Below are 18593 nucleotides of genomic sequence, written 5' to 3'. Positions count from 1 at the left end.
AGACGTCCTCCGAAGGTCATTGCACGAACGAGCGCGATGCTACCGTGGCGGCTCTTCTTTCACACGGCTTCCGACCATGAGCGCTCATACCCGCACCACCCGCAAGACCGTCACCGCGATCCGTTCGACCAAAGGCATCGGCAGCCTCGTGTCGCTGACCGCGTATTCCGCGCCGATGGCGAAGCTCGTCGACGACGTGGCCGACGTGATCGTCGTCGGCGACTCCGTCGGCATGGTGCTGTACGGGATGCCCGATACGCTGCGCGTCACGCTCGACATGATGATTGCACACGGCGCGGCCGTCGTGCGCGGCGCCGCGCAGGCGTGCGTCGTCGTCGACCTGCCGTTTTCGACGTACCAGGAATCGCCCGCGCAGGCCTATCGCTCCGCCGCGCGGCTGCTCGCGGAAACCGGCGCGCAGGCCGTGAAGCTCGAAGGCGGCAGCGAGATGGCCGACACGATCCGCTTCCTGACCGAGCGCGGCATACCGGTGATGGCGCACGTCGGCCTGATGCCGCAGCAGGCCAACGCGACGGGCGGATTCCGCGCGCAGGGCATGGACCCGCATTCGGCCGCGCAAGTGTTCGACGCCGCGTGCGCGGCCGAGCGGGCCGGCGCGTTCAGCGTCGTCATCGAGGGCACCGCCGAAGCGCTCGCGCGCCACCTGACCGAAACGCTGACGATCCCGACGATCGGCATCGGCGCATCGCCCGCATGCGACGGACAAGTGCTCGTGACCGAGGACATGATCGGCGCATTCGATGCATACACGCCGCGCTTCGTGAAGCGTTACGCCGATGCGAATGCGGTGATGCGCGACGCGATCCGCCAGTACGCGCACGACGTGCGGCAGCGCGTGTTTCCCGAGCCTGCTCATTGCTTCGGGTATGGCAAGCCGCTGCAACTGGCGGACGCGGCCACTGCCTGATGCGCCGCGATCACGCGCGTTTGCGCATCGCATGCGCGACCCGCGCGTTCGCCTCGAACTTCGCGCGATGCGTCGAGAAAAACGTCCGCACGTTGCGGACGTTCGATGCGCCGGTGAACAGCCGCCGCGCGAACTCGTCATATTCGGCGACGTCGGCCAGATCGGCCACCACGACGAAATCGGGCCCCGGCGACACGCGATAGCACTGCGTGACGGCCGGCTCCGCGCAGACGTACGCTTCGAACGCGTCGTAGTCTTCGGCCGTCTGCCGGTCGAGGCTGATCTCGATCAGCGCCGTGACGGCCGTGCCGATCGCGACCGGATCCAGCACCGCAACCTGCCGGCGGATCACGCCGGCTTCCGTCAGCCGGCGCACGCGACGCATGCAGGTGGGCGGCGACGACAGCGCGCGCTCGGCCAGTTGCAGGTTCGACACCGACGCGTCGTCCTGCAGGATCGCGAGGATGCGCAGGTCGAGATCGTCGAGGGTGATGCCGGCCATCGGCGGCTCCTTCCGGTCAGGGCGTGGAATTTAATTTCAACATGATAGACGATCTAAGCCTCGTTTCATTTATGTCGATATTTTGAAATTTAATTCCATTCGACCACCTCTACCATCGCTCTCACTGGTCCAGACAGGACATTTACGGAGCGCGATATGTGTGGAATTGTCGGGGCGGTCGCCCAGCGGGACATCCTGCCGAACCTTGTCGACGGCCTGAAGCGGCTCGAATACCGCGGCTACGACTCGTGCGGCGTCGTGGTCTACCGAGACCGTGCGCTGGCGCGTGCCCGCAGCGTCGATCGCGTCGCCAACCTTCAGCGCGAGATCGCCGAGCATGCGCTGTCGGGCTACACCGGCATCGCGCATACGCGCTGGGCCACGCATGGCGCACCCGTCACGCTCAACGCGCATCCGCACTTCTCGCCGAGCGACGCCAACGCGCGCATCGCGCTGTCGCACAACGGGATCATCGAGAACTGCGACCAGTTGCGTGCGGAGCTGCAGGCGCACGGCTACGTGTTCGCGAGCCAGACCGACAGCGAGGCGATCGCGCACCTGATCGACCACCTGTACGACGGCGACCTGTTCGACGCGGTGCGGCGCGCAGTCGCAAGGCTGCGCGGCAGCTACGCAATCGCGGTGATGTGCCGCGACGAGCCGCACCGGATCGTCGGCGCGCGCGACGGGATGCCGCTCGTGGTCGGCGTCGGCGAAGGCGAGAATTTCCTGGCGTCCGACGCGATTGCGCTGTCGGGCATCACCGACCGCATCGCGTATCTGGAGAACGGCGACGTCGCCGATATCCAGCTGCATCGCTACTGGATCGTCGATGCGGCCGGCCAGCGCGTCGAGCGCGCGGTGCAGCGGGTCGCCGCGCATAGCGGCGCGGCCGATCTCGGGTCGTACCGCTACTACATGCAGAAGGAGATCTTCGAGCAGCCGCAGGCGGTGGCCGATACGCTGCTCGACGTCGCGTCGATCATGCCCGAGCTGTTCGGCGACGGTGCGTGGCGCGTGTTCAACGATGTCGATTCGGTGCTGCTGCTCGCATGCGGCGGCAGCTATCACGCGGCGCTGACCGCGAAGTACTGGATCGAGAGCATCGCGAAGCTGCCGGCGAGTGTCGAAATTGCCAGCGAGTTTCGTTATCGCGACAGCGTGCCGAATCCGCGCACGCTGGTTGTCGCGGTGTCGCAGAGCGGCGAGACAGCCGACGTGCTCGGTGCCGTGCATGTCGCGAAGCAGAGCGGGATGATGCATACGCTCGCGATCTGCAACGTCGCGACGAGTGCGTTGATGCGCGAATGTGCGCTGCAGTTTGTAACGCGTGCGGGGATCGAGATCGGGGTGGCTTCGACGAAGGCATTCACGACGCAGCTGGTTGCGTTGTTCCTTCTCACGTTGTCGCTTGCGCAGGTGCGCGGGCGGTTGAGTGATGAAGAAGAGAAGGAGCATCTGCGTGCGCTGCGGCACCTGCCCGATGCGATGTCGAAGGTGCTCGCGCTGGAGCCGCAGATCATGGCGTGGTCGGAACTGCTCGCGCGACGCGACAACATGCTGTTTCTCGGGCGCGGGATGCATTATCCGATCGCGCTTGAGGGTGCGTTGAAGATGAAGGAGATCTCTTATATTCACGCGGAGGCTTATCCGGCGGGGGAGCTGAAGCATGGGCCGCTTGCGCTCGTCAGCAACGAGATGCCGGTGATTGCGGTTGCGCCGAATGACATGCTGCTCGAGAAGCTCAGGTCGAACATGCATGAGGTCAGTGCGCGGAACGGGCGGCTTTTTGTGTTCGCGGATGTGGACTGTGGGCTGGTGCCGAGCGACGGGATCGAGGTGATTCGGCTCAATGAGTACTACGGGCCGCTTTCGCCGATTCTGCATACGGTGCCGATGCAGTTGCTGGCTTATCACGCTGCGTTGGCAAGGGGGACGGATATTGATAAGCCTAGGAATTTGGCTAAGTCGGTGACGGTGGAGTGAAAGAGTGCGGCCGGTAGATCAGGATGTGGCAATCCGGATTAGAAGCATTTACACGTAAGCGCTTCTAATCCTGCACCATCAAATCGCCTGCGTTCGAGGGGAAATTCCGAAAAAGTTGCAAAGGAATGAATCCTTCCGCGGTCGTCCGGGGCTTCGGCCCCGGCCCTCCCTTCCACCGCTCACCTTCTCCTCGTTCTGTCCCCTATGGTTCGCCGCCGCAGCCCTTTAAACGGGCTGGCCATGATCAGATTTCCCGTCTTCTGCACTGGAGCTCTGCGCGGGCTTAAGCCGCATCATTTCCCCGGATTGGAGACCGCTACACATGCGTAGCGTCGTCGTCACATGTCTCGAGTCACGGACCGACAACGCCCGTTGCTGCTATTTCGCCGAGCGCATTCTTTTGGTCGGCGTACCACCGTGCGAGACATTCCCTGTCATGGCACGTCCTCTCCCGATAGTTCCATTGCGCGCGCGTTCGTTCACGGAACGCAGCTTGGTCCGTTACAGCAGCTCTAGCTTTTGCGTAGGCCGTGGCCAACTCGACATCTGCAGCGGCCAGCGTGGCGTCACTGCAAATCAGATGCTCGGCGTCCGAACGAGCCTGCGAGCAGTCGAAGCTCGTCGGATAGGTCGGCGACAGAGCCGCGGTCGTTGTGTCTCCTTTACCCGAACTCGATCTCGCCGGAAACGGGGACTCGTCAATCTGCTGTTGCTTCCAGCCTGCCAACGGCGTCTGCTCGACGGATAGATTCGCGGCTCCATACGTCGTGAAAACGGGAGTATTACCTTGCGTTTCCATCATCATAAGCACGCCTTTACCGGTGCTCTCGTTGATGGCGAACGCGGCTTTCTCAGAGCCGCACTGATGAGCTTTGCATCCCTCGCCAACGAGGAACCCGTCTTTCAACTCAATTCCGGATTGACTTGCCACCATGAGGCGGTCTGCGATTTTTTTCCAGCTTGCGCGCGCTACGCCCCGGAACGCAGCCTTGAAGCGGCGGTCGTTCACTACCTCATAAGGCTGCTTTCCGACCATCCAAGAGAATTTGCTAGCTGCCAGACTTCCGTTGACCTTCGACGCTTGAGAGTCGGCATCGTCGGTAGTCGCTTGTGCCGAAGATGCTGCGGCGTTCGTCCCTGCTGGTCGTGGATTCGACAGGTGCATTACGAAAGCGGCGAGCGTAGCGGCAAGTACCGTGGCGCCGAATCCAATGGCTTTCGGCTTTACAGTGTCGCGAGTTGAGCGCAGCGTCGGGCGGAGGGTGATTTCGGCCACCAGCAGCGAATCGAAGTGTCGGTCTCTTTCTTCGATGAGCGCCAGTGCGGCATCGCGCTCTCGAAAGTAACCCAAGGCCTTGCCACCACCATAGAGGAGCGCCACTGCGGCAACGAAAAAACCGGCAACGATGTTCACGACTGAGATGAGAAAGGCCCCGAACAGACCAATAATGAACGGCCCGACCAGAGAGGGTGTTGCCGGATAGCTCCGCACTGCAGCCAGCAGGGCAGATGCAGCGTCACTTAGGTCTCTTAGCTGCCCGTGATGCTCGGCGCACTTCTTTTCAATCTCGTACACCGCGCGCATCGCTTTCTCTTTCTCTGCAAGCGCGATTGAGCCGATGTCGACCGCGAGCCGGATTGCGTTCGTCGTTGTCTCGAACTCGCGCGAGAGCGATTCGAGGAAATGCTGGTGGTCTTCCAGCGTCACCGCTTCGCTCAAGTCTTCAGTGTGAACGTACACGCCATGCGAGGAGAAGTAGTCGACCAAGGCGGTGGTCGTGCGCGTTTTGACCATCACGACGAAGTCCCGCGTCGCTTGCTCCCGCTTTGACAGCCGCTCGAAGCCGTCGGGGCCTAGATTTCGGCTTCCGGCAACAACCGCACCGACCGGGCTCGACGTTCGCTTCGCGCTCTTCAACGAATGCGTATAGCGAATCCCCGTGCCGGGGACGCTTGCAGTGACACGGCCCCGTGTGTTGTAAGTGAATCCTTTGCCGCCGATTGACGTGCTGACTCCGCTCTTGCTGAAATTGAGGCGGATACCTGGTGCGACCTTGATGCTTTTACGAAATCCCCAGCCCATTTTTATTCTGCTCCACGAGTTCCAGTGGTGCCACGCCAAGTTGCATCGACACTGTGGAATTTGGTCAATAGTTCGTATTTTTCTTGAACGATAGTACAAGAAAAATTCTTCGCAAGAATAGCTTTGGCGAGATTACGCCCTAAGCCTTGTGGAGAGGGTTGGCTATGTGGGAACCGAATTCAAAGAGAAACTACAATAACGACATCTGGAAATGTAAGCATTCCTCGCGCACATCGCGCAGTTCTACGTCATCTGCGGTCTCTCGAGCTTTGTTTGCTTCGGCGAACCGGCTTGGCTGAACGTGATAATAACCAAGAACAAGGACCCGCCGATATCTACGCCGCCGAATAAGCTAACCGCACCGCAAGCCGCCCCCATCACGCGATATACCTATTCTTGATACGAATATCGCGTCCCTGAAATGGGCCGGTATCGTGATCGTGCACATGCACGATCACCTGCTTCGATTCGAACAACCTCGATACCTCGCGAAAATCCTGATTCACGCGCTTCATGCCTTCGAACATCTCGGCATGCAGCACTGCGTCGTCGAGCTGCATTTGCGCGCTTCCTGCGGCCCGCTCAAGATGGACGTGCAGGAAGCTCGTCAAGTGCTCATCCTCGGTCGCGGCGAGCTGGAACGTGCTGATCGCATCGTGCAGCACCGGCGAAGCGGACAGAACCTGCTCGATATCGGACGGGAACACCTTCGCGCCGTAGAACGGCACACTCGAATCGTTGCGGCCGTAGACAAACAAAAACGGGAAATGGCTGGTCCGCGACGCGAAGTCCGTCAGGCGCATGCCATGTGCCGACAGGCGCTTGTTCAACACCCGGAATTTATACGTCCCTCCCGAATCGCGAATGTTGTAGCGGATCTTCGGCGCCGCGCCGGACTGGCGCCCGATGGTCACCAGCAGTTCGCCGTCGGCATTCGTTTCGATCACGTAGTCGAGCGCGTTGTACTGGAAGATCATCGGCGGCGTATCGCGGCCGAACAGTTCGCGGCACAACTCGGGGCGACCCAGCAGCGCCCGCCGCAGGCCGATCGTCGTCGGTGTCTCGACGCCGATGTTGATCTCGAGGTCCGACGCGCCATACGACGAAATGACCGTGCTCGCCTTGCGCAGCAGATGGTCGCGCAGCGCTTCCGACAACCCCTCCCCGCCAACGATGAAATCGATGTGATAAGGCGTCAGGTCGAGATCGCATTCGTCGACCACCGAACGGATAAACGGCGGGTAGCCAAATATCAGGTACTGATATTTCGGCCCGAACAGTTTCAGCGTGTTGATCAGCTTGGCCTTGTCCGGTCCGATGGACTTCATGATGCCCACGTCGACGAGCGACATCGATACGTTCATGCCCGTCGCCCACGGCCCGAGCGCAAAGCAGTTCAGCAACATCTTGCCGGAGTGGCGAAACACTAGCTGATAGTTCAGTTGCAGGATGCGCTTGACGTCGCTGCGTTCGGCCGCGCTGCGCACCCAATTGTTGGGCTGGCCGGTCGACCCCGACGACTCGTCGATGACCACACCTGACTTTGGAATGGCTCCGCCATAGCAGCGCTGCTCGATCGAATAGAGCTTGATGTAGTTCTCCTTGGTCATGGCGGGCAGGTCCGCCAACCGCCACTTCCCGCCGGCCCGGTAGCCCTCGGCCTTCAGGAACTCGATGTACGCCGGGCAAGCCGTGCTCGCCTTGAGAAATGCCACGCGGGCGCGTATGCGGCCGACATAGGCCAGATAGGGCTGAAACACCGGTGCGTTGAGGAACACATAAAGGCGGCCGTCGACGCTGATCACGCGGCGAAGGAACCATAGCGTCCAGAGAATGGCCTCGAGAAACAGGCGATAGAGCGTATTCATGCGGATCTCGGAGAGTGGGACGGAACCGGCGCATCGACGAGGATATCGGCGAGCGCCCTGCGCTGGCTTTGCGGCGGCGTACGCGAGTAGCCGACCTTGAAAACGAGCCATGCCCTGTCTACCTGGGCATGCGCGTTGAACCACGCGGCGGCGTCAGGGTTCGTGACCAGGTTGCCGTACGGATGCAGATACAGGCCGAGGCTCGTCAGCGCCAGCCAGAAGCGCAGCAGGAAACGGCCCGACTCGATCGCATTCTCCGGGTTGAAGAAATCGCCGCTCAGCACGCCGATTGCGGGTACATGGCCCAGTTGCGCGCGATACCGGCGCTTGAAATAGAAACGCGTCGGCCTGAACGTCAGGATTTTCGACAGATGCGCGGAAAGCCAGAACTCCGCGCGCGACAGGTTCATGCAGCGCCAGTCGAGACCGTCGCGATGGCGGGTGGTCGAGCGTTCGGTGAAGCGAAACCAGGCGGTGATTTCGTCGTGGTAATCCGCGACGTTCATGTCGTGGAACACGGCGTCGATGTTCGCAGCGATGATCGGCTCGACAAGTTCGGCACCCGCCAGGTGCGTATATCGATGTCCCCATTCGTCGGCCAGCGCCGCCAGTTGCGTGACCGCCGCGTCCGGTACCGGTGTCGGATCCATCGAAATGCGCGACGTGCGGCGCGCGATCATCAGCGCGGACGGGTCGTCGCGCGACACCCCGGCGTTGGCGACGAGCCGCAATGCTGAAAACGGAATCAGCCCCGGCGGGGTCGGCCGGGACAGGATGGCCGCGAATTCCTGCACCGGACGATGCAGTTGCCATTCGACACGCAAGCCGTGCGGTGCCGCGAGCAGATCGATCGCTTCGATGAACATGCCCATCGCGGACAACAGGAACGAACCGGTCGCGTCCTCTTTCGGCAGCGTGCGCGTGCCATCGACGAAAAGCTCGGCGCAATCGTCCGAGATCAGTTGCACACGCCACGGTTGAACGTTATGGGGTGACGGTGCATGTCGGGCAACGGACAGGATCGTGTGCCAGACGGAAAAGGCTTCAGTGGAAATCCCCGGCATATCTCGTGGCTTCCTTATTGTTGTTCGGCGGATTGCCGTTGTGCGCGAGAACCCGGCCCCTCTCAAGACCGGGGTTAAGCTGTGGGCATCTTACATGATGGTCAATGTTCCTTCACGCGTGCCTTGGCGGACCACAACTGGGAGAAGGAGGCTCGCCTCCCACTTGTCCGGCCGATCAAACCTTTCCTAACTTTGCAATGAGGACCCAGCCGAGGTTCTTCGCGTCGCGAACCCGGAGCCACGCAACGCCCCCTCGACAGCGACATACCGGAACATGGGTGCATTTCGCGCACGGCCGTATTGTTCCGACCGGACGCCGACTACACCGCAGTCGCACGCAATCGTGCAGAGGATCGGCGTCGAAGCACGGGACATGCGTGCACTCCGGAAGCCGGTCAAGATCATCGCCTCGTAAAGAAAAACGCTACTTCGACAGACGCAGTTTCTTCGACAGCACGACACCGCTCGACGGACTCACCAGCCAGATGGCATGGAGATCCATGTGCAACCTGGAGATCCTGGTCGTAATGTCCGTCGGCTCGTCAATGCTCGGATCGACATGCTCGATCTGTTCGGTCAGGTAAGGCCGAACCAGGCGCCCGGAAAAAACGAGTGCGAAGTCGCCATGCGTTTGGGCGTACACGGCGGGTGAAAGCCGCATGCGGCTGCGAACCGTGGACATCTTGCCTTTCCCGGACTCGAGTTCGATGATGTCGATCTGCTGGATGTACCCTTTTGCCTTCGCTTCGGGTGCAATCACGAGCCCGCGCCCTCGTGGCCCCGTCGTGACCTTTCTGAGCAGGATGCCCGTCCGGTCGTCGCGCTCTGCGTCGAACAGGTCGACGTCCAGCGTCAATAGGTGCCGCTGTGACCGGTACCTCAGCCCGTACCGCACCGGCACCACGAACGTCACGTCACGATCCAGATCGACGGCCGCCAGGTCGGGATTCGGGCCATGCCGGCCGGCAGCGCCGGAGACCAGGCCGCGAACCCGGTTGCTCAAGGAAGGCGGGATGGTGCTGATGTGCTGCTTCTTCAGCGCATCCCGAATTGCAACCGGGTCGTCGCCGACAATCGGTCGCGCGGGTGACGTGTCGTGATTGACAGCGGGCGCGATGTGCGTCGTGCCGTCGACAGCCTCCGCCTCTGCATGCACCGCGATTGGCGCCAGCATCATCGTCAACGCGACAACGCACACGAAGTTCGAACGACCCAACTTGGATTTCCGGTGAAACACGGCGAACTCCTGATTTTCTCGCAGAGCGGTCAACGACGAGCACTATAGAGTGGAATGATCGGCAACGCATCCACTGCTTGAATTCACCGATGGCCGGCGCGTCTCATCGTAGGCTCATTATCGGCCCGGCAGCAGATCAACGGGCACACTACCGTGTTGCCCGGGCGACAACAACCGACCGGAAGCGAGCGGCGGCGGAGGTATCCGAAATTCCGTGTGTGAGGCGGGTCAGGACTCAGATTCCGATGTTGAATCGCTCTGGGTAAAGCAGCGCAAACTGCGTCATCGCGCTTTTCCAATCGTGCCGGGAGCCGATCCACTTGGCAACGACGTTGCGCAGAGCCAGCCAGATCAGCTTCAGCGTGGCGGCAGCCGACTTGCGATCTTTCCAGTTCGCGAAGTCCAGCGAGTTGCGGATCAAATGCACAATGCAGGTTTGAACCGTCGTTTCCGGGAACACGGTGTTGATCGCTTCCGGGCAGCACTTCAGGCCGTCGACCACGGCGATCAGGATGTCCTGCGCGCTACGCAGTTTCAGGTCGTTGACGACGCGCAGCCAGAGCCAGAACTTGGCGCCCTCGGTCTGCTCGATCCAGAGGCCGAGTACGTCACGTGTGCCGTCGCGGCGCACACCCAGCGCTAGGTAGATCGCCTTGTTGCGGACCACGCTTTCGTCGCGAATCCTGACGCGCAAGGCGTCGAAGAACACGACCGGATATATCGGCTCGAGCGGCCGCTGCTGCCATTCACGCACTTCGTCGATCACCGCGTCGGTCACTGTGCTGATGAAGTCCAGCGATACCTCGATGCCGTTCATCTCCAGCAGGATGCCTTGAATCTCCCGCTCGCTCATGCCGCGCGCGTACATCGCGATGATCTTGTCGTCGAAACCGGTGAAGCGCCATTCGCCTTTGGCAATCAGCACCGGATCGAACGTCCCTTCGCGGTCACGCGGGATCTCGACGTCGAGCAGGTCGTCGTCGGTCGCGACGCACTTGCGGCTCGTGCCGTTGCGGTGGTTCGTGCTGCCAGCCGGCTTGGCTTCGCCTTTCTCGTAGCCCAGGTGGTGAGCCGACTCGCCGCCCAGTGCGCGCTCGAAGATCGCCCTCTTGAGCGCGGCCAGCAGCTCGTTGATCGTCGCCCGGTCCAGCGTCCCGGGCACCAGTTGCTTGATCAGTTCCGGGCCCAGGTTCAAGCCCTTGCCCGGTTCAATCGTCACTTCTTCCTTGCGTTTGCGCGGCATAAAAGTGGCTCCTTGGCCGTCAGTTTATGCCTCACACACAAAAGACCGGATAGGCTCTGGCTGTTATGTCTTTATGGAGCCAAGAGTCTGAGACGCCACCAGCTTCGGCAGTGGCTCACATTTGCATTGGCACAAATCGTTCTCCAATGCGACCAGCTTACCCATCATCGTCATCGCACGAGGTGAGCCGTCGCTTATGATGGCGCCCATCGTGCCACAGGCGGGACACTGAACAGGGGCGCCCAGATAAGCGAAAGGTTGGCCTTGCAACGAGGTCCCAGCGATACCGCCAACCACAACACCGTTGCGGTCAGTCTTATCGCCCTGACGAATGAACCGCCGGCTCATGCTGTAAGGCCGTTGGACGGCGTCGCAGCATTGCACGCCCGCTCGATATCCTCCGGCCACACAGGTTCGCGGCAAGTCAGTTGGGCGAACCAATGCAATAGGGATTGAGAGAATGCGGGAAGTGCACCGACCGCCACCACCAGCCAAACTATCGGATTACCCGACTTAAGTAGACCCGAGGTGCCGTCGAAATTCAACCTCAGCGAATTGTGCAGGGAGGCTCCCTTCGGCAGAAACTCGGTCACCGGCGGCACCGAAGCGGCGCCTTCTTCCATAAATCGCCGGTAGAACTCGAAGTCCTGGTAGAGGACTTTCATGACCTCCTGTCCCCCGACACTTCCCTCATCGGACGACAGGACAACTCGCGTTCCCATCGAGAACGTATCCTTGACCATCCCCTTGTCGTCAAGAACCAGGCAACGAACCACGCGCGGCGCCGTGCGCGTGGGGCCGCTTCTGGGCTTGCGTTCGACGTACAGGAAGGCGCTATCCCAGGGTACCGATACAACCCCGCCAGGGCCATTGTGCTTGAACGCGTAAATCATCCGGTCACGCCGGTTAAACCGGACGGGCTTGCAGGTGTAATTGAAACAGTCGCGTGTCAATGCCCAAATGCCAATTCCCGAGAAACCGAGCGCGACAAACAAGAAAAAAGCAAGCACTCCATAAATGAGCCCCAGTTGTCCCCGCTGCTCGTAGATAGGAGGTACATGAGTCAGCATCCAAAGAAGGGCCGCCGTGAATGCCAACGAACCGAGCCCCGGTAACATAAACGCAAAGAGCCCCCAGCCCTTCTCCGAATAGTTTCCGTCTCGGACCTCTAGGCAAGTATCGCTCATCGAGAATACTGAACGCTCATCCTTAGGCGTGTCAGACGCAGGCTGTCCGATCGCGAGGCGGGCAGCCTGCTCTTCCTCGCTGACCGGCCGGTTCAGGCGGTACCACGAGAGTCCGTCAAATGCCATCTCTTTTCTCCATCACGAAAGCATTGCCGCAAATGCCTTTTGGTCTTCGGCCAGAGTGGGAAACCGCTCTTTGGCCTCTTTCAGCCCAAAAAAGCATCGTTCAAGCCACTCATCCACTTCCTTACCCTTGAAGTAGTTGATAAGGATACCAATAAGGGCAGCAATGAGCAGAAGCGGCAGGGCCACGACCGCTGCAGCGGATGCCGAAAGGAATATGACAGAGTAAGCAAGAGCAAGACCGACAACCGCTGACGCAGCATCCAGGATAAACATCGTCACATTACCTTCCTTGAAATCCTGCACGGCATGATAGATGTCAATCGCAGCAGACACGAGCCCAACCACCGCGCCGCCGTACTTCCCCGCGACGTTGAGGAAACGTTCTAGTCGAAGCCAGCCTGTACCCAACTGAGCACCAGCCTTTCCGAAGGTGTCAATTGCAGCCGAGCCATATTGAGCAACACTCGCCACGAGTCCACCAATGGCGTTGTTGAACTTGATGCCGGCCTCCGATTGATTGAACCGGTTCGCCTTCTTCAATTCCTCCCGAGCAAAGCGAAGATTGATGGCACTGAATATCGCTCCGATGCCCGCAAACCCAGGTTCCCCCTTCGTCATGAGTCGAAATTTCGGTATGTAAATCGTCTCGACCACGTCTGGCGTCAGCGTCGCGCTGGCCAACTTCTCGAAACCAGGTTTGGCCTTGACGCTTGCCAGGGCAGCGGCCTCTGTCGCCGGGCTTTCGACTGGCACGAACTGCTTCGCCTTGATTTCCGGGTCGGCGCCGCCACCTACGGTGGCCTTGTCCTGAAGCTGCTTTTTCAGGTCCTGCACGCTGATTTTCTGCCGGCCCGGCATCATTTCCTGCATCTGACGGGCGATGTAGTTCACCCACTGGTTTACCGAACCGTATACGGCCTTAAACTCGAACAACTGTTTCGTGCGCATGCACAGAGTCGCATACAGCACTTTGGCCGCAGCCGTATCTACACTCGCGCTGATAGCTTCAGCCACGGGCCCGCCTGTCTCATGGAGAAGCCACGCTAACGCCTTCGCAACAGCAACCTTGATACCCTTATCCTTCGACTCCTCAACCTGCTCTATCTTGCTGTATGACTCGATGAGCTTCGCCACAAACTCCCTCAGCTCCATATACGGATAACTGGAGACTTCTTTGACCTTCTCGGCCAGTACTGGACTATTCAGAACGAACGCCCGCAACAGCGGATTGCGGGTATCGGATACGTTGCCCTTAGCCCATTTGACGAGCACATCGACAGTTTCCTTGCGGTCGGCCGAGCCCTCGATGCATCGCGTAAACGTGTTGGTATAGTTCAGCCCGCATCGCCAGCTTCCCGACTCGTAATCCGACTCGAAAACATTCAGCAACGCTGGACTGGACAGCCACGCCTGATGGTCTTGAGACAGTGGTACCAGCGTGCTCGTCTGCTCCGACTTCATCGCCTGCGCCATCTTTTGTCGAAAGTCGACGATGGCCTGCTGCCGATAGTGGGTCGTATAGGGCTTCCACGCCTCCGGTCCGGCCGTTGCAAGTTCAGACTCCTTCTGCGCATCAATGCTTTTGAGCCGTTTCTCCAGCGCCTTGCCACCATCGAACAGAGAGCCGGCGCCCGAACCGTTATAGGCACTGACTTCTTGCAGGTAGGCAAAACGCTCGACGTCCTCTTTCGCCGACACCGCGACCGCCTTTTGCAGCGCGTCGATTGCGCTGGCAGCCCAAATGCCATGTTCATGCGGCGCAAGCGCCGCTCCGAAGGCGACGCGCTGCTCGAAGTTGAGTTCTTGCGTGATACCAACCGGGTCCCACAACGCAAAGAACAACCCCTTGTCCGGCAGGATGGAATCCATCGCCTTTTTCAAGGCCGGCTGCTGTCCGGCACGGTCGTGATATGGAAAGCAACCGGTGACGAGCGCATCGGGACTGCCTCCCTTGTATTCGCTCAGAAGCCCCTCAAGATGGTCCAGGCTGTCCGCATGCGACTGTTTCATGTTGCCGTTGTACCAGCCGGTCGCATCGAACTTCTGCATCCGTTTGTCACGACAGCCCATGAAGTTCTTCGCGTAGGTGTCGCGGACTCTCTGCGTCCAAAGCTCGTCGCTGAACGCCAGATACACGGTTCCGGCATGTTCGGCGTCTTCAATGGTGATGCACTGGGCCAGTTGCGCGTGCCCGGGTTGATGGCAGCTGAACGGTTTCTCGAAGCTACGGTCGAGCTTGATGCCGACCGGATAGTCATACAAGTATCCTTCCGCCGTAACTGCATATATCTGCCACCGCTGTGTTTTTGGATAGAAGATATACACGTAACCGTAGCGCAGAGTGCGCAGCGTGTACTTCGCCTTCTTGAGCGCAATGCCGACGACGCCGTCGCCAAACTTGCCGCCCATGAGCGACATCGCGCCAGCAGAGCTGTGAGCCTTCGAGTTGGCCACGACCCCATAGCGGACGGGCAGAATCGGCAATCCCTTCTTCTTGCACATGTTGCATGAATTCGGCGCGCGCGAGCTTGTCTGCATCGCGGACTGCGTGAGCTGGGAAATACTCGCAAAGTTCGTGTCGAGTGCCATTCTGTATCTCTCTCGTGCCGCCACTCGGGCTTATTGATATTGGATGCTCTCGCGCGCAATCGTTTCCCAGTCTGCTGCGCTCCAGTTCGAGACCGCTTCAGCGTACGGACCTTTCCGCGGTGCCTGCAAAACAGCCTGAACACGCGGGTGACGGTCGAAGTAGGGGGAAACGAGTGTGCCGTGGAGTGCAAAAGCAAGCAGGTCCCCGCCGGCGAGTCCATGTGCTTCGCCTTTTGCAAGCTGCGCATCGAGCAACCCCGGCATATCGGGACGAGGCACCGTACCGTTGCGCCGGAGCACATCAAGCGCGCGCTGAACCAGTTCGATGCGCGCGATTCGTGCGTGCTGGTCTGCCGTAACGGCGAAGACGGCTTCCGGTTCGGCTGCGCCGTTGACCACCGTCCAGCCGCTTATGAGGTCGAGGTACGTCCAGGATGCAACCGGCCCCAGAAGCGCGCCTATCTGCTCGGGCTTCAGGATGCGGCGCAGGTGCGGAAACACGCGCGGGTCGTAATAGCGGAAGACCGCATCGCCCGAAGTCGGCGCGGGCAGTATCAACCGGTCTGCCAGATGTTGCTGCAGCCGGCCCGTTACCTTGCCGCATTCGACAATGGCGCAAACGACCGGCGGCAAGCCATTCTTCAGGTCCCACTCGGCGCGTTCTCTCAACGCGGGCAATTGCAACTCGGGATGCTCGGCACAGTAAAGTACCGGAGCCACGCCCTCGAGCTCGGAACGCGCCGCCGGGACCAACTCACCGACTTCATAGACCGGGGGCACACCGGACAGCTCGAGCTTCCCGTTGACAGCCTCAACGATGACGTAATGAACCATACCAACCGCCCTACACGAGCGCCGAGCCGGCCTGCGCGGCGGCGGCGAACTGCTGGGCGCACGACTTCGAAGACGCGAGCTGTGCCGACGCGCTATCGCCTGCCGGGCCATCGAAGACGAGGGGACTGCCCTTGACCTCGACCGTACCCGGTGCATGGACGTAGATATTGCCCCCGGCGATACGAATGGTGGCGCCGCCGGCGCTCAGCGTGATTTCCTTCTCCGCCAGCACGTTGACGGCATCTGCGGTGGAAACGACCTTCACCGTCTTGTCGGCCGTGATTTCGATGTTGTCCGACTGTGCCTGCAATTCGACCTTGCCTTTGCCGGCAAACAGCTTGATACCGGCGTTCTGCACGAAGAAGCTCAATTTTTCGCCAATGCTGGCAATCCACGACCTGGCCGCCGAAACGTAGGTGCTCTCGCCGCTGACCAGATTGACGTGCTGGGTCGCTGCCGCGTGGAGCGACTTCTGCGTTGACAGGCCCATGTCCGCCGGGCTCGCGAGCAGCATGACGGGTTGCGAAAACGCATTGGCGCTTCCAGTGCCTCCCCCCGCTGTCCTGCCCCCCGCCATATTGCCCTGCGCATCGCTCTGCGTAGTCGCAGCGAAGTCCTTGATGGCGTCCTGTGCATCGTCCAGGGTCTCGGCCTTGCCGTCGGCTGCCGCAAGCGAGCGATGCTGAATCACGCCGCCGGAATCAATGAGATGCTGCGTAGCTTCCTTCACATCCAGCGGTTGGCTCGACGTCCCACCCCGAGCGTAGGTCGATACATAAAGTCCCCGCCCGGCCCGCAGCGCACCCGACGCTTCGGTCTTCAGCTCGAAGCCCGTGCCGAGGTAGTTGCCCCGCGTATTGCCGTTGTGGTCGATGAGATAGCCAATGTGCAAATAGGAATTTGCCGTCGAGCTGTAGAATTGCGCCCGGTTCTGCGACGTGGAGTCGTCGAAAACGAGTTGATTGAAACCTTGACCGCTGTACTCCTGGGACTTGAAACCGGACAGCAGGCCGTTCGAATGCCAATGCGGCGCGTTGGCAGAGTGGAAGAGCACCCCGCTCACGACCGGGCGGTCGCAATCCGCGTCGAGGTAGTTGACAGCCACTTCCTGCCCGATTCGCGGAACAAACACACCGCCGAACCCTTTACCGGCGTGCGGCAGTATCACTCGCATCCAGCACGATGATGTCTCGTTGTTGCCGCCCAGACGGTCCCAGTGCATTTGAACCTTCACGCGGTTCAACTCGTCCGTGTACACCTCCTCGCTCGCCGGTCCGACGACAGTGGCCGTCTGCATGTGCATGACCGGCTTTGCGTGTTCGAACGGGCTGCGGAACGGCACGGAGCGGCGCTGGGCTTCGATTTCGACCAGCACGAAGCTTTCGTTGCCTAACGGATCTTTGGACACGAACGCGGCCTGCTGGTCCCTGTATTCGGCACGCAGACGTGACAAGCGCCGCTGGAGACTGCCAGGAAACGGTCGGCTATTGCCCAGCGGCAGATTGTTCTGGATAGCCCAACTCACGCCGAGAATCGCGAATTCGCGGTCTTCGGGCTTGTCGGCATCGTGCTCGGGATGGTCTTCGAGCATGAACCACCGGCCGGCGTCCATGCACGGCACGCTGCCCACTCCGAAAAACCGTTTGCTGCGCGATGCCATTTCTTCAAGGCGGATTCGCACGGCACGCTCGCCACGGTCGTACGACTCGCCGGTAGCCGGGAAGCTGTAGTGGCCGGCGTATTCGTAGACCTCCAGCTGCTGCGGGATTTCACCTTGGTCGGCTGGTGAGCGGCCGGCTCGCTGCAAAGCGCGCGACGGACGCTTGTAATCGGCCGTGCTAAGCGCGTAGCCAACGCTTTGCGCCGTGCGTTCGCTGCCCCATTCGACGAGCGTACCGGCTTGACCGTCACGGTCCCCGCGATAGAACGATACCTGCTGGATGGCGAGTGCCTTGCAATTGAAGAGGTCGTCTGTCACGACAACCGTATGCGACTTGCCGTCCTCGCCATGCTCGACATACGTGAACCACCCCTCCGACTCCATCAGCCGATGGACGAAATTGTGGTCGGTTTCGTACTGGATGCAATACGATCGAACCGCCCCCGGATCCTTGACATCGACCCGGAAGTGGCCCCGTGCCTGCGAATGACCGTTGAATACATCGGTCAGGATGTCCGCGGTCGTCAGGTCCTGAAAGATGCGCGCGTCCTTCCGATACCGCAGAAAGCGCATCCATGACGCAAAAGAAAGCTGGTAGTAGCTGAGCCCCCCATCCGCCCCGAGGCGTCGCGTCGCATAGACGTAGCCGTGCCAGGGAAGGTATGACTCGTCGGCTTGACGCACCCATAACGTGACGGGTTGCGCCATCAGCTTCTTCAGTTGGAGCGCATGCTCCCTGGATACAACGTCGACCGTGAGCTCAAAATCCCTGCCCAACCGAGATTCGCCGATAACGCGCTGCGGCAAAAGTACTTTCGCCCCGAGGGGAGTGTCCAGGATGAGCGTCCGGTTCGTCTGCTCGATACCTGCGTCGAGCATCAACGAATTGGGCAACCTACCCATATCGAGTATCTCCTCAGGGGGTGAAATTGAATATAAATCGGGAGGAACGTAATGTCTGAAGAGATTTTGCCACAGTGATATACGCCGATTTCATAAGAAACGTCAAAATAGCAGCCCGGCAATTCGGAAATATTTTCCGAATCGACGTTTCTCAATCTCTTGTGTCAGCAATATTGGAATTTCTTACTTCATCCAATGCTAAAACAAGCAGTGGACCGACTTTGGCGCCATCCAGGATGGAAGCGCCTGGTTACCTCGCCCTCATCAGGAACATGTGCGATTGTAAAAAATGTGTCCTGAATCGACGTCCACAAAACCACGTTGAGTTACTCGATTTTTCTGATAAGCATTGCCTCCGAGGGGGAAAGTCTGTCAGAAATAAC

13 protein-coding genes are annotated in these 18593 nt (G+C 60.2%); 2 read left to right on the top strand and 11 right to left on the bottom strand.

Going from position 1 to position 18593, the window contains the following annotated elements; all coding sequences use genetic code 11:
• Positions 1-76: 76 nt before the first annotated feature.
• Complete coding sequence (gene panB / locus OEJ37_RS06900) at positions 77-928, top strand: 3-methyl-2-oxobutanoate hydroxymethyltransferase (protein WP_175917401.1); 852 nt, start codon at positions 77-79, stop codon at positions 926-928.
• Between the two features lie 10 nt (positions 929-938).
• Here panB and OEJ37_RS06895 read toward each other — a convergent pair whose 3' ends face one another.
• On the bottom strand, positions 939-1430 hold the full coding sequence (locus OEJ37_RS06895) for an Lrp/AsnC family transcriptional regulator (protein ID WP_034181959.1): 492 nt from the start codon (positions 1428-1430) through the stop codon (positions 939-941).
• Between the two features lie 156 nt (positions 1431-1586).
• Here OEJ37_RS06895 and glmS point away from each other — a divergent pair, with 156 nt between their 5' ends.
• A complete protein-coding gene (gene glmS, locus OEJ37_RS06890) occupies positions 1587-3416 on the top strand; it encodes a glutamine--fructose-6-phosphate transaminase (isomerizing) (RefSeq protein WP_065502961.1) in 1830 nt (609 codons plus the stop codon).
• Positions 3417-3768: 352 nt separating this feature from the next.
• On the opposite strand, the gene OEJ37_RS06885 is transcribed toward glmS, so the two are convergent.
• The 10 genes from OEJ37_RS06885 to OEJ37_RS06840 all read right to left on the bottom strand — a co-directional run bounded on the left by OEJ37_RS06885 (position 3769) and on the right by OEJ37_RS06840 (position 18210).
• Entirely contained in the window at positions 3769-5499 is a 1731-nt protein-coding gene (locus OEJ37_RS06885; protein ID WP_175917400.1) for a DUF4236 domain-containing protein, read from the bottom strand.
• 377 nt (positions 5500-5876) lie between these two features.
• The gene (locus OEJ37_RS06880) at positions 5877-7367 is read right to left on the bottom strand and encodes a phenylacetate--CoA ligase family protein (RefSeq protein ID WP_175917399.1); all 1491 of its coding nucleotides are present in this window, start codon (positions 7365-7367) and stop codon (positions 5877-5879) included.
• A complete protein-coding gene (locus OEJ37_RS06875) occupies positions 7364-8497 on the bottom strand; it encodes a hypothetical protein (RefSeq protein WP_175917398.1) in 1134 nt (377 codons plus the stop codon). The genes OEJ37_RS06880 and OEJ37_RS06875 overlap by 4 nt, the downstream gene beginning before the upstream one ends.
• A gap of 358 nt (positions 8498-8855) precedes the next feature.
• Positions 8856-9668 (bottom strand): hypothetical protein, encoded by an 813-nt coding sequence (locus OEJ37_RS06870; RefSeq protein ID WP_175917397.1) that lies wholly within the window; start codon positions 9666-9668, stop codon positions 8856-8858.
• Positions 9669-9903: 235 nt separating this feature from the next.
• Positions 9904-10911, bottom strand: coding sequence for an IS256 family transposase (locus tag OEJ37_RS06865; RefSeq protein ID WP_263343677.1), 1008 nt, complete (start codon positions 10909-10911; stop codon positions 9904-9906).
• Positions 10912-10974: 63 nt separating this feature from the next.
• On the bottom strand, positions 10975-11259 hold the full coding sequence (locus OEJ37_RS06860) for a PAAR domain-containing protein (RefSeq protein WP_175917395.1): 285 nt from the start codon (positions 11257-11259) through the stop codon (positions 10975-10977).
• On the bottom strand, positions 11256-12224 hold the full coding sequence (locus tag OEJ37_RS06855) for a DUF6708 domain-containing protein (protein WP_175917394.1): 969 nt from the start codon (positions 12222-12224) through the stop codon (positions 11256-11258). Before OEJ37_RS06855 ends, OEJ37_RS06860 begins: the two co-directional genes overlap by 4 nt.
• A 12-nt stretch (positions 12225-12236) precedes the next feature.
• On the bottom strand, positions 12237-14813 hold the full coding sequence (locus tag OEJ37_RS06850) for a T6SS effector BTH_I2691 family protein (RefSeq protein WP_263343675.1): 2577 nt from the start codon (positions 14811-14813) through the stop codon (positions 12237-12239).
• Between the two features lie 30 nt (positions 14814-14843).
• Positions 14844-15647 (bottom strand): DUF4123 domain-containing protein, encoded by an 804-nt coding sequence (locus OEJ37_RS06845; protein ID WP_263343674.1) that lies wholly within the window; start codon positions 15645-15647, stop codon positions 14844-14846.
• Positions 15648-15657: 10 nt separating this feature from the next.
• On the bottom strand, positions 15658-18210 hold the full coding sequence (locus tag OEJ37_RS06840) for a type VI secretion system Vgr family protein (protein WP_263343673.1): 2553 nt from the start codon (positions 18208-18210) through the stop codon (positions 15658-15660).
• Positions 18211-18593: the final 383 nt, after the last annotated feature.

Source organism: Burkholderia sp. BKH01, from assembly GCF_025685725.1.
Classification (GTDB): Bacteria; Pseudomonadota; Gammaproteobacteria; order Burkholderiales; family Burkholderiaceae; genus Burkholderia; species Burkholderia pyrrocinia_C.
This window is presented reverse-complemented; position numbering and strand designations above follow the sequence as displayed.

What these genes read in the sequence shown, in the direction of transcription:
- panB (WP_175917401.1), top strand. Translation starts at nt 77, where the DNA reads ATGAGCGCTCATACCCGCACCACCCGCAAGACCGTCACCGCGATCCGT.
- OEJ37_RS06895 (WP_034181959.1), bottom strand. Translation starts at nt 1,430, where the DNA reads ATGGCCGGCATCACCCTCGACGATCTCGACCTGCGCATCCTCGCGATC.
- glmS (WP_065502961.1), top strand. Translation starts at nt 1,587, where the DNA reads ATGTGTGGAATTGTCGGGGCGGTCGCCCAGCGGGACATCCTGCCGAAC.
- OEJ37_RS06885 (WP_175917400.1), bottom strand. Translation starts at nt 5,499, where the DNA reads ATGGGCTGGGGATTTCGTAAAAGCATCAAGGTCGCACCAGGTATCCGC.
- OEJ37_RS06880 (WP_175917399.1), bottom strand. Translation starts at nt 7,367, where the DNA reads ATGAATACGCTCTATCGCCTGTTTCTCGAGGCCATTCTCTGGACGCTA.
- OEJ37_RS06865 (WP_263343677.1), bottom strand. Translation starts at nt 10,911, where the DNA reads ATGCCGCGCAAACGCAAGGAAGAAGTGACGATTGAACCGGGCAAGGGC.
- OEJ37_RS06860 (WP_175917395.1), bottom strand. Translation starts at nt 11,259, where the DNA reads ATGAGCCGGCGGTTCATTCGTCAGGGCGATAAGACTGACCGCAACGGT.
- OEJ37_RS06855 (WP_175917394.1), bottom strand. Translation starts at nt 12,224, where the DNA reads ATGGCATTTGACGGACTCTCGTGGTACCGCCTGAACCGGCCGGTCAGC.
- OEJ37_RS06850 (WP_263343675.1), bottom strand. Translation starts at nt 14,813, where the DNA reads ATGGCACTCGACACGAACTTTGCGAGTATTTCCCAGCTCACGCAGTCC.
- OEJ37_RS06845 (WP_263343674.1), bottom strand. Translation starts at nt 15,647, where the DNA reads ATGGTTCATTACGTCATCGTTGAGGCTGTCAACGGGAAGCTCGAGCTG.
- OEJ37_RS06840 (WP_263343673.1), bottom strand. Translation starts at nt 18,210, where the DNA reads ATGGGTAGGTTGCCCAATTCGTTGATGCTCGACGCAGGTATCGAGCAG.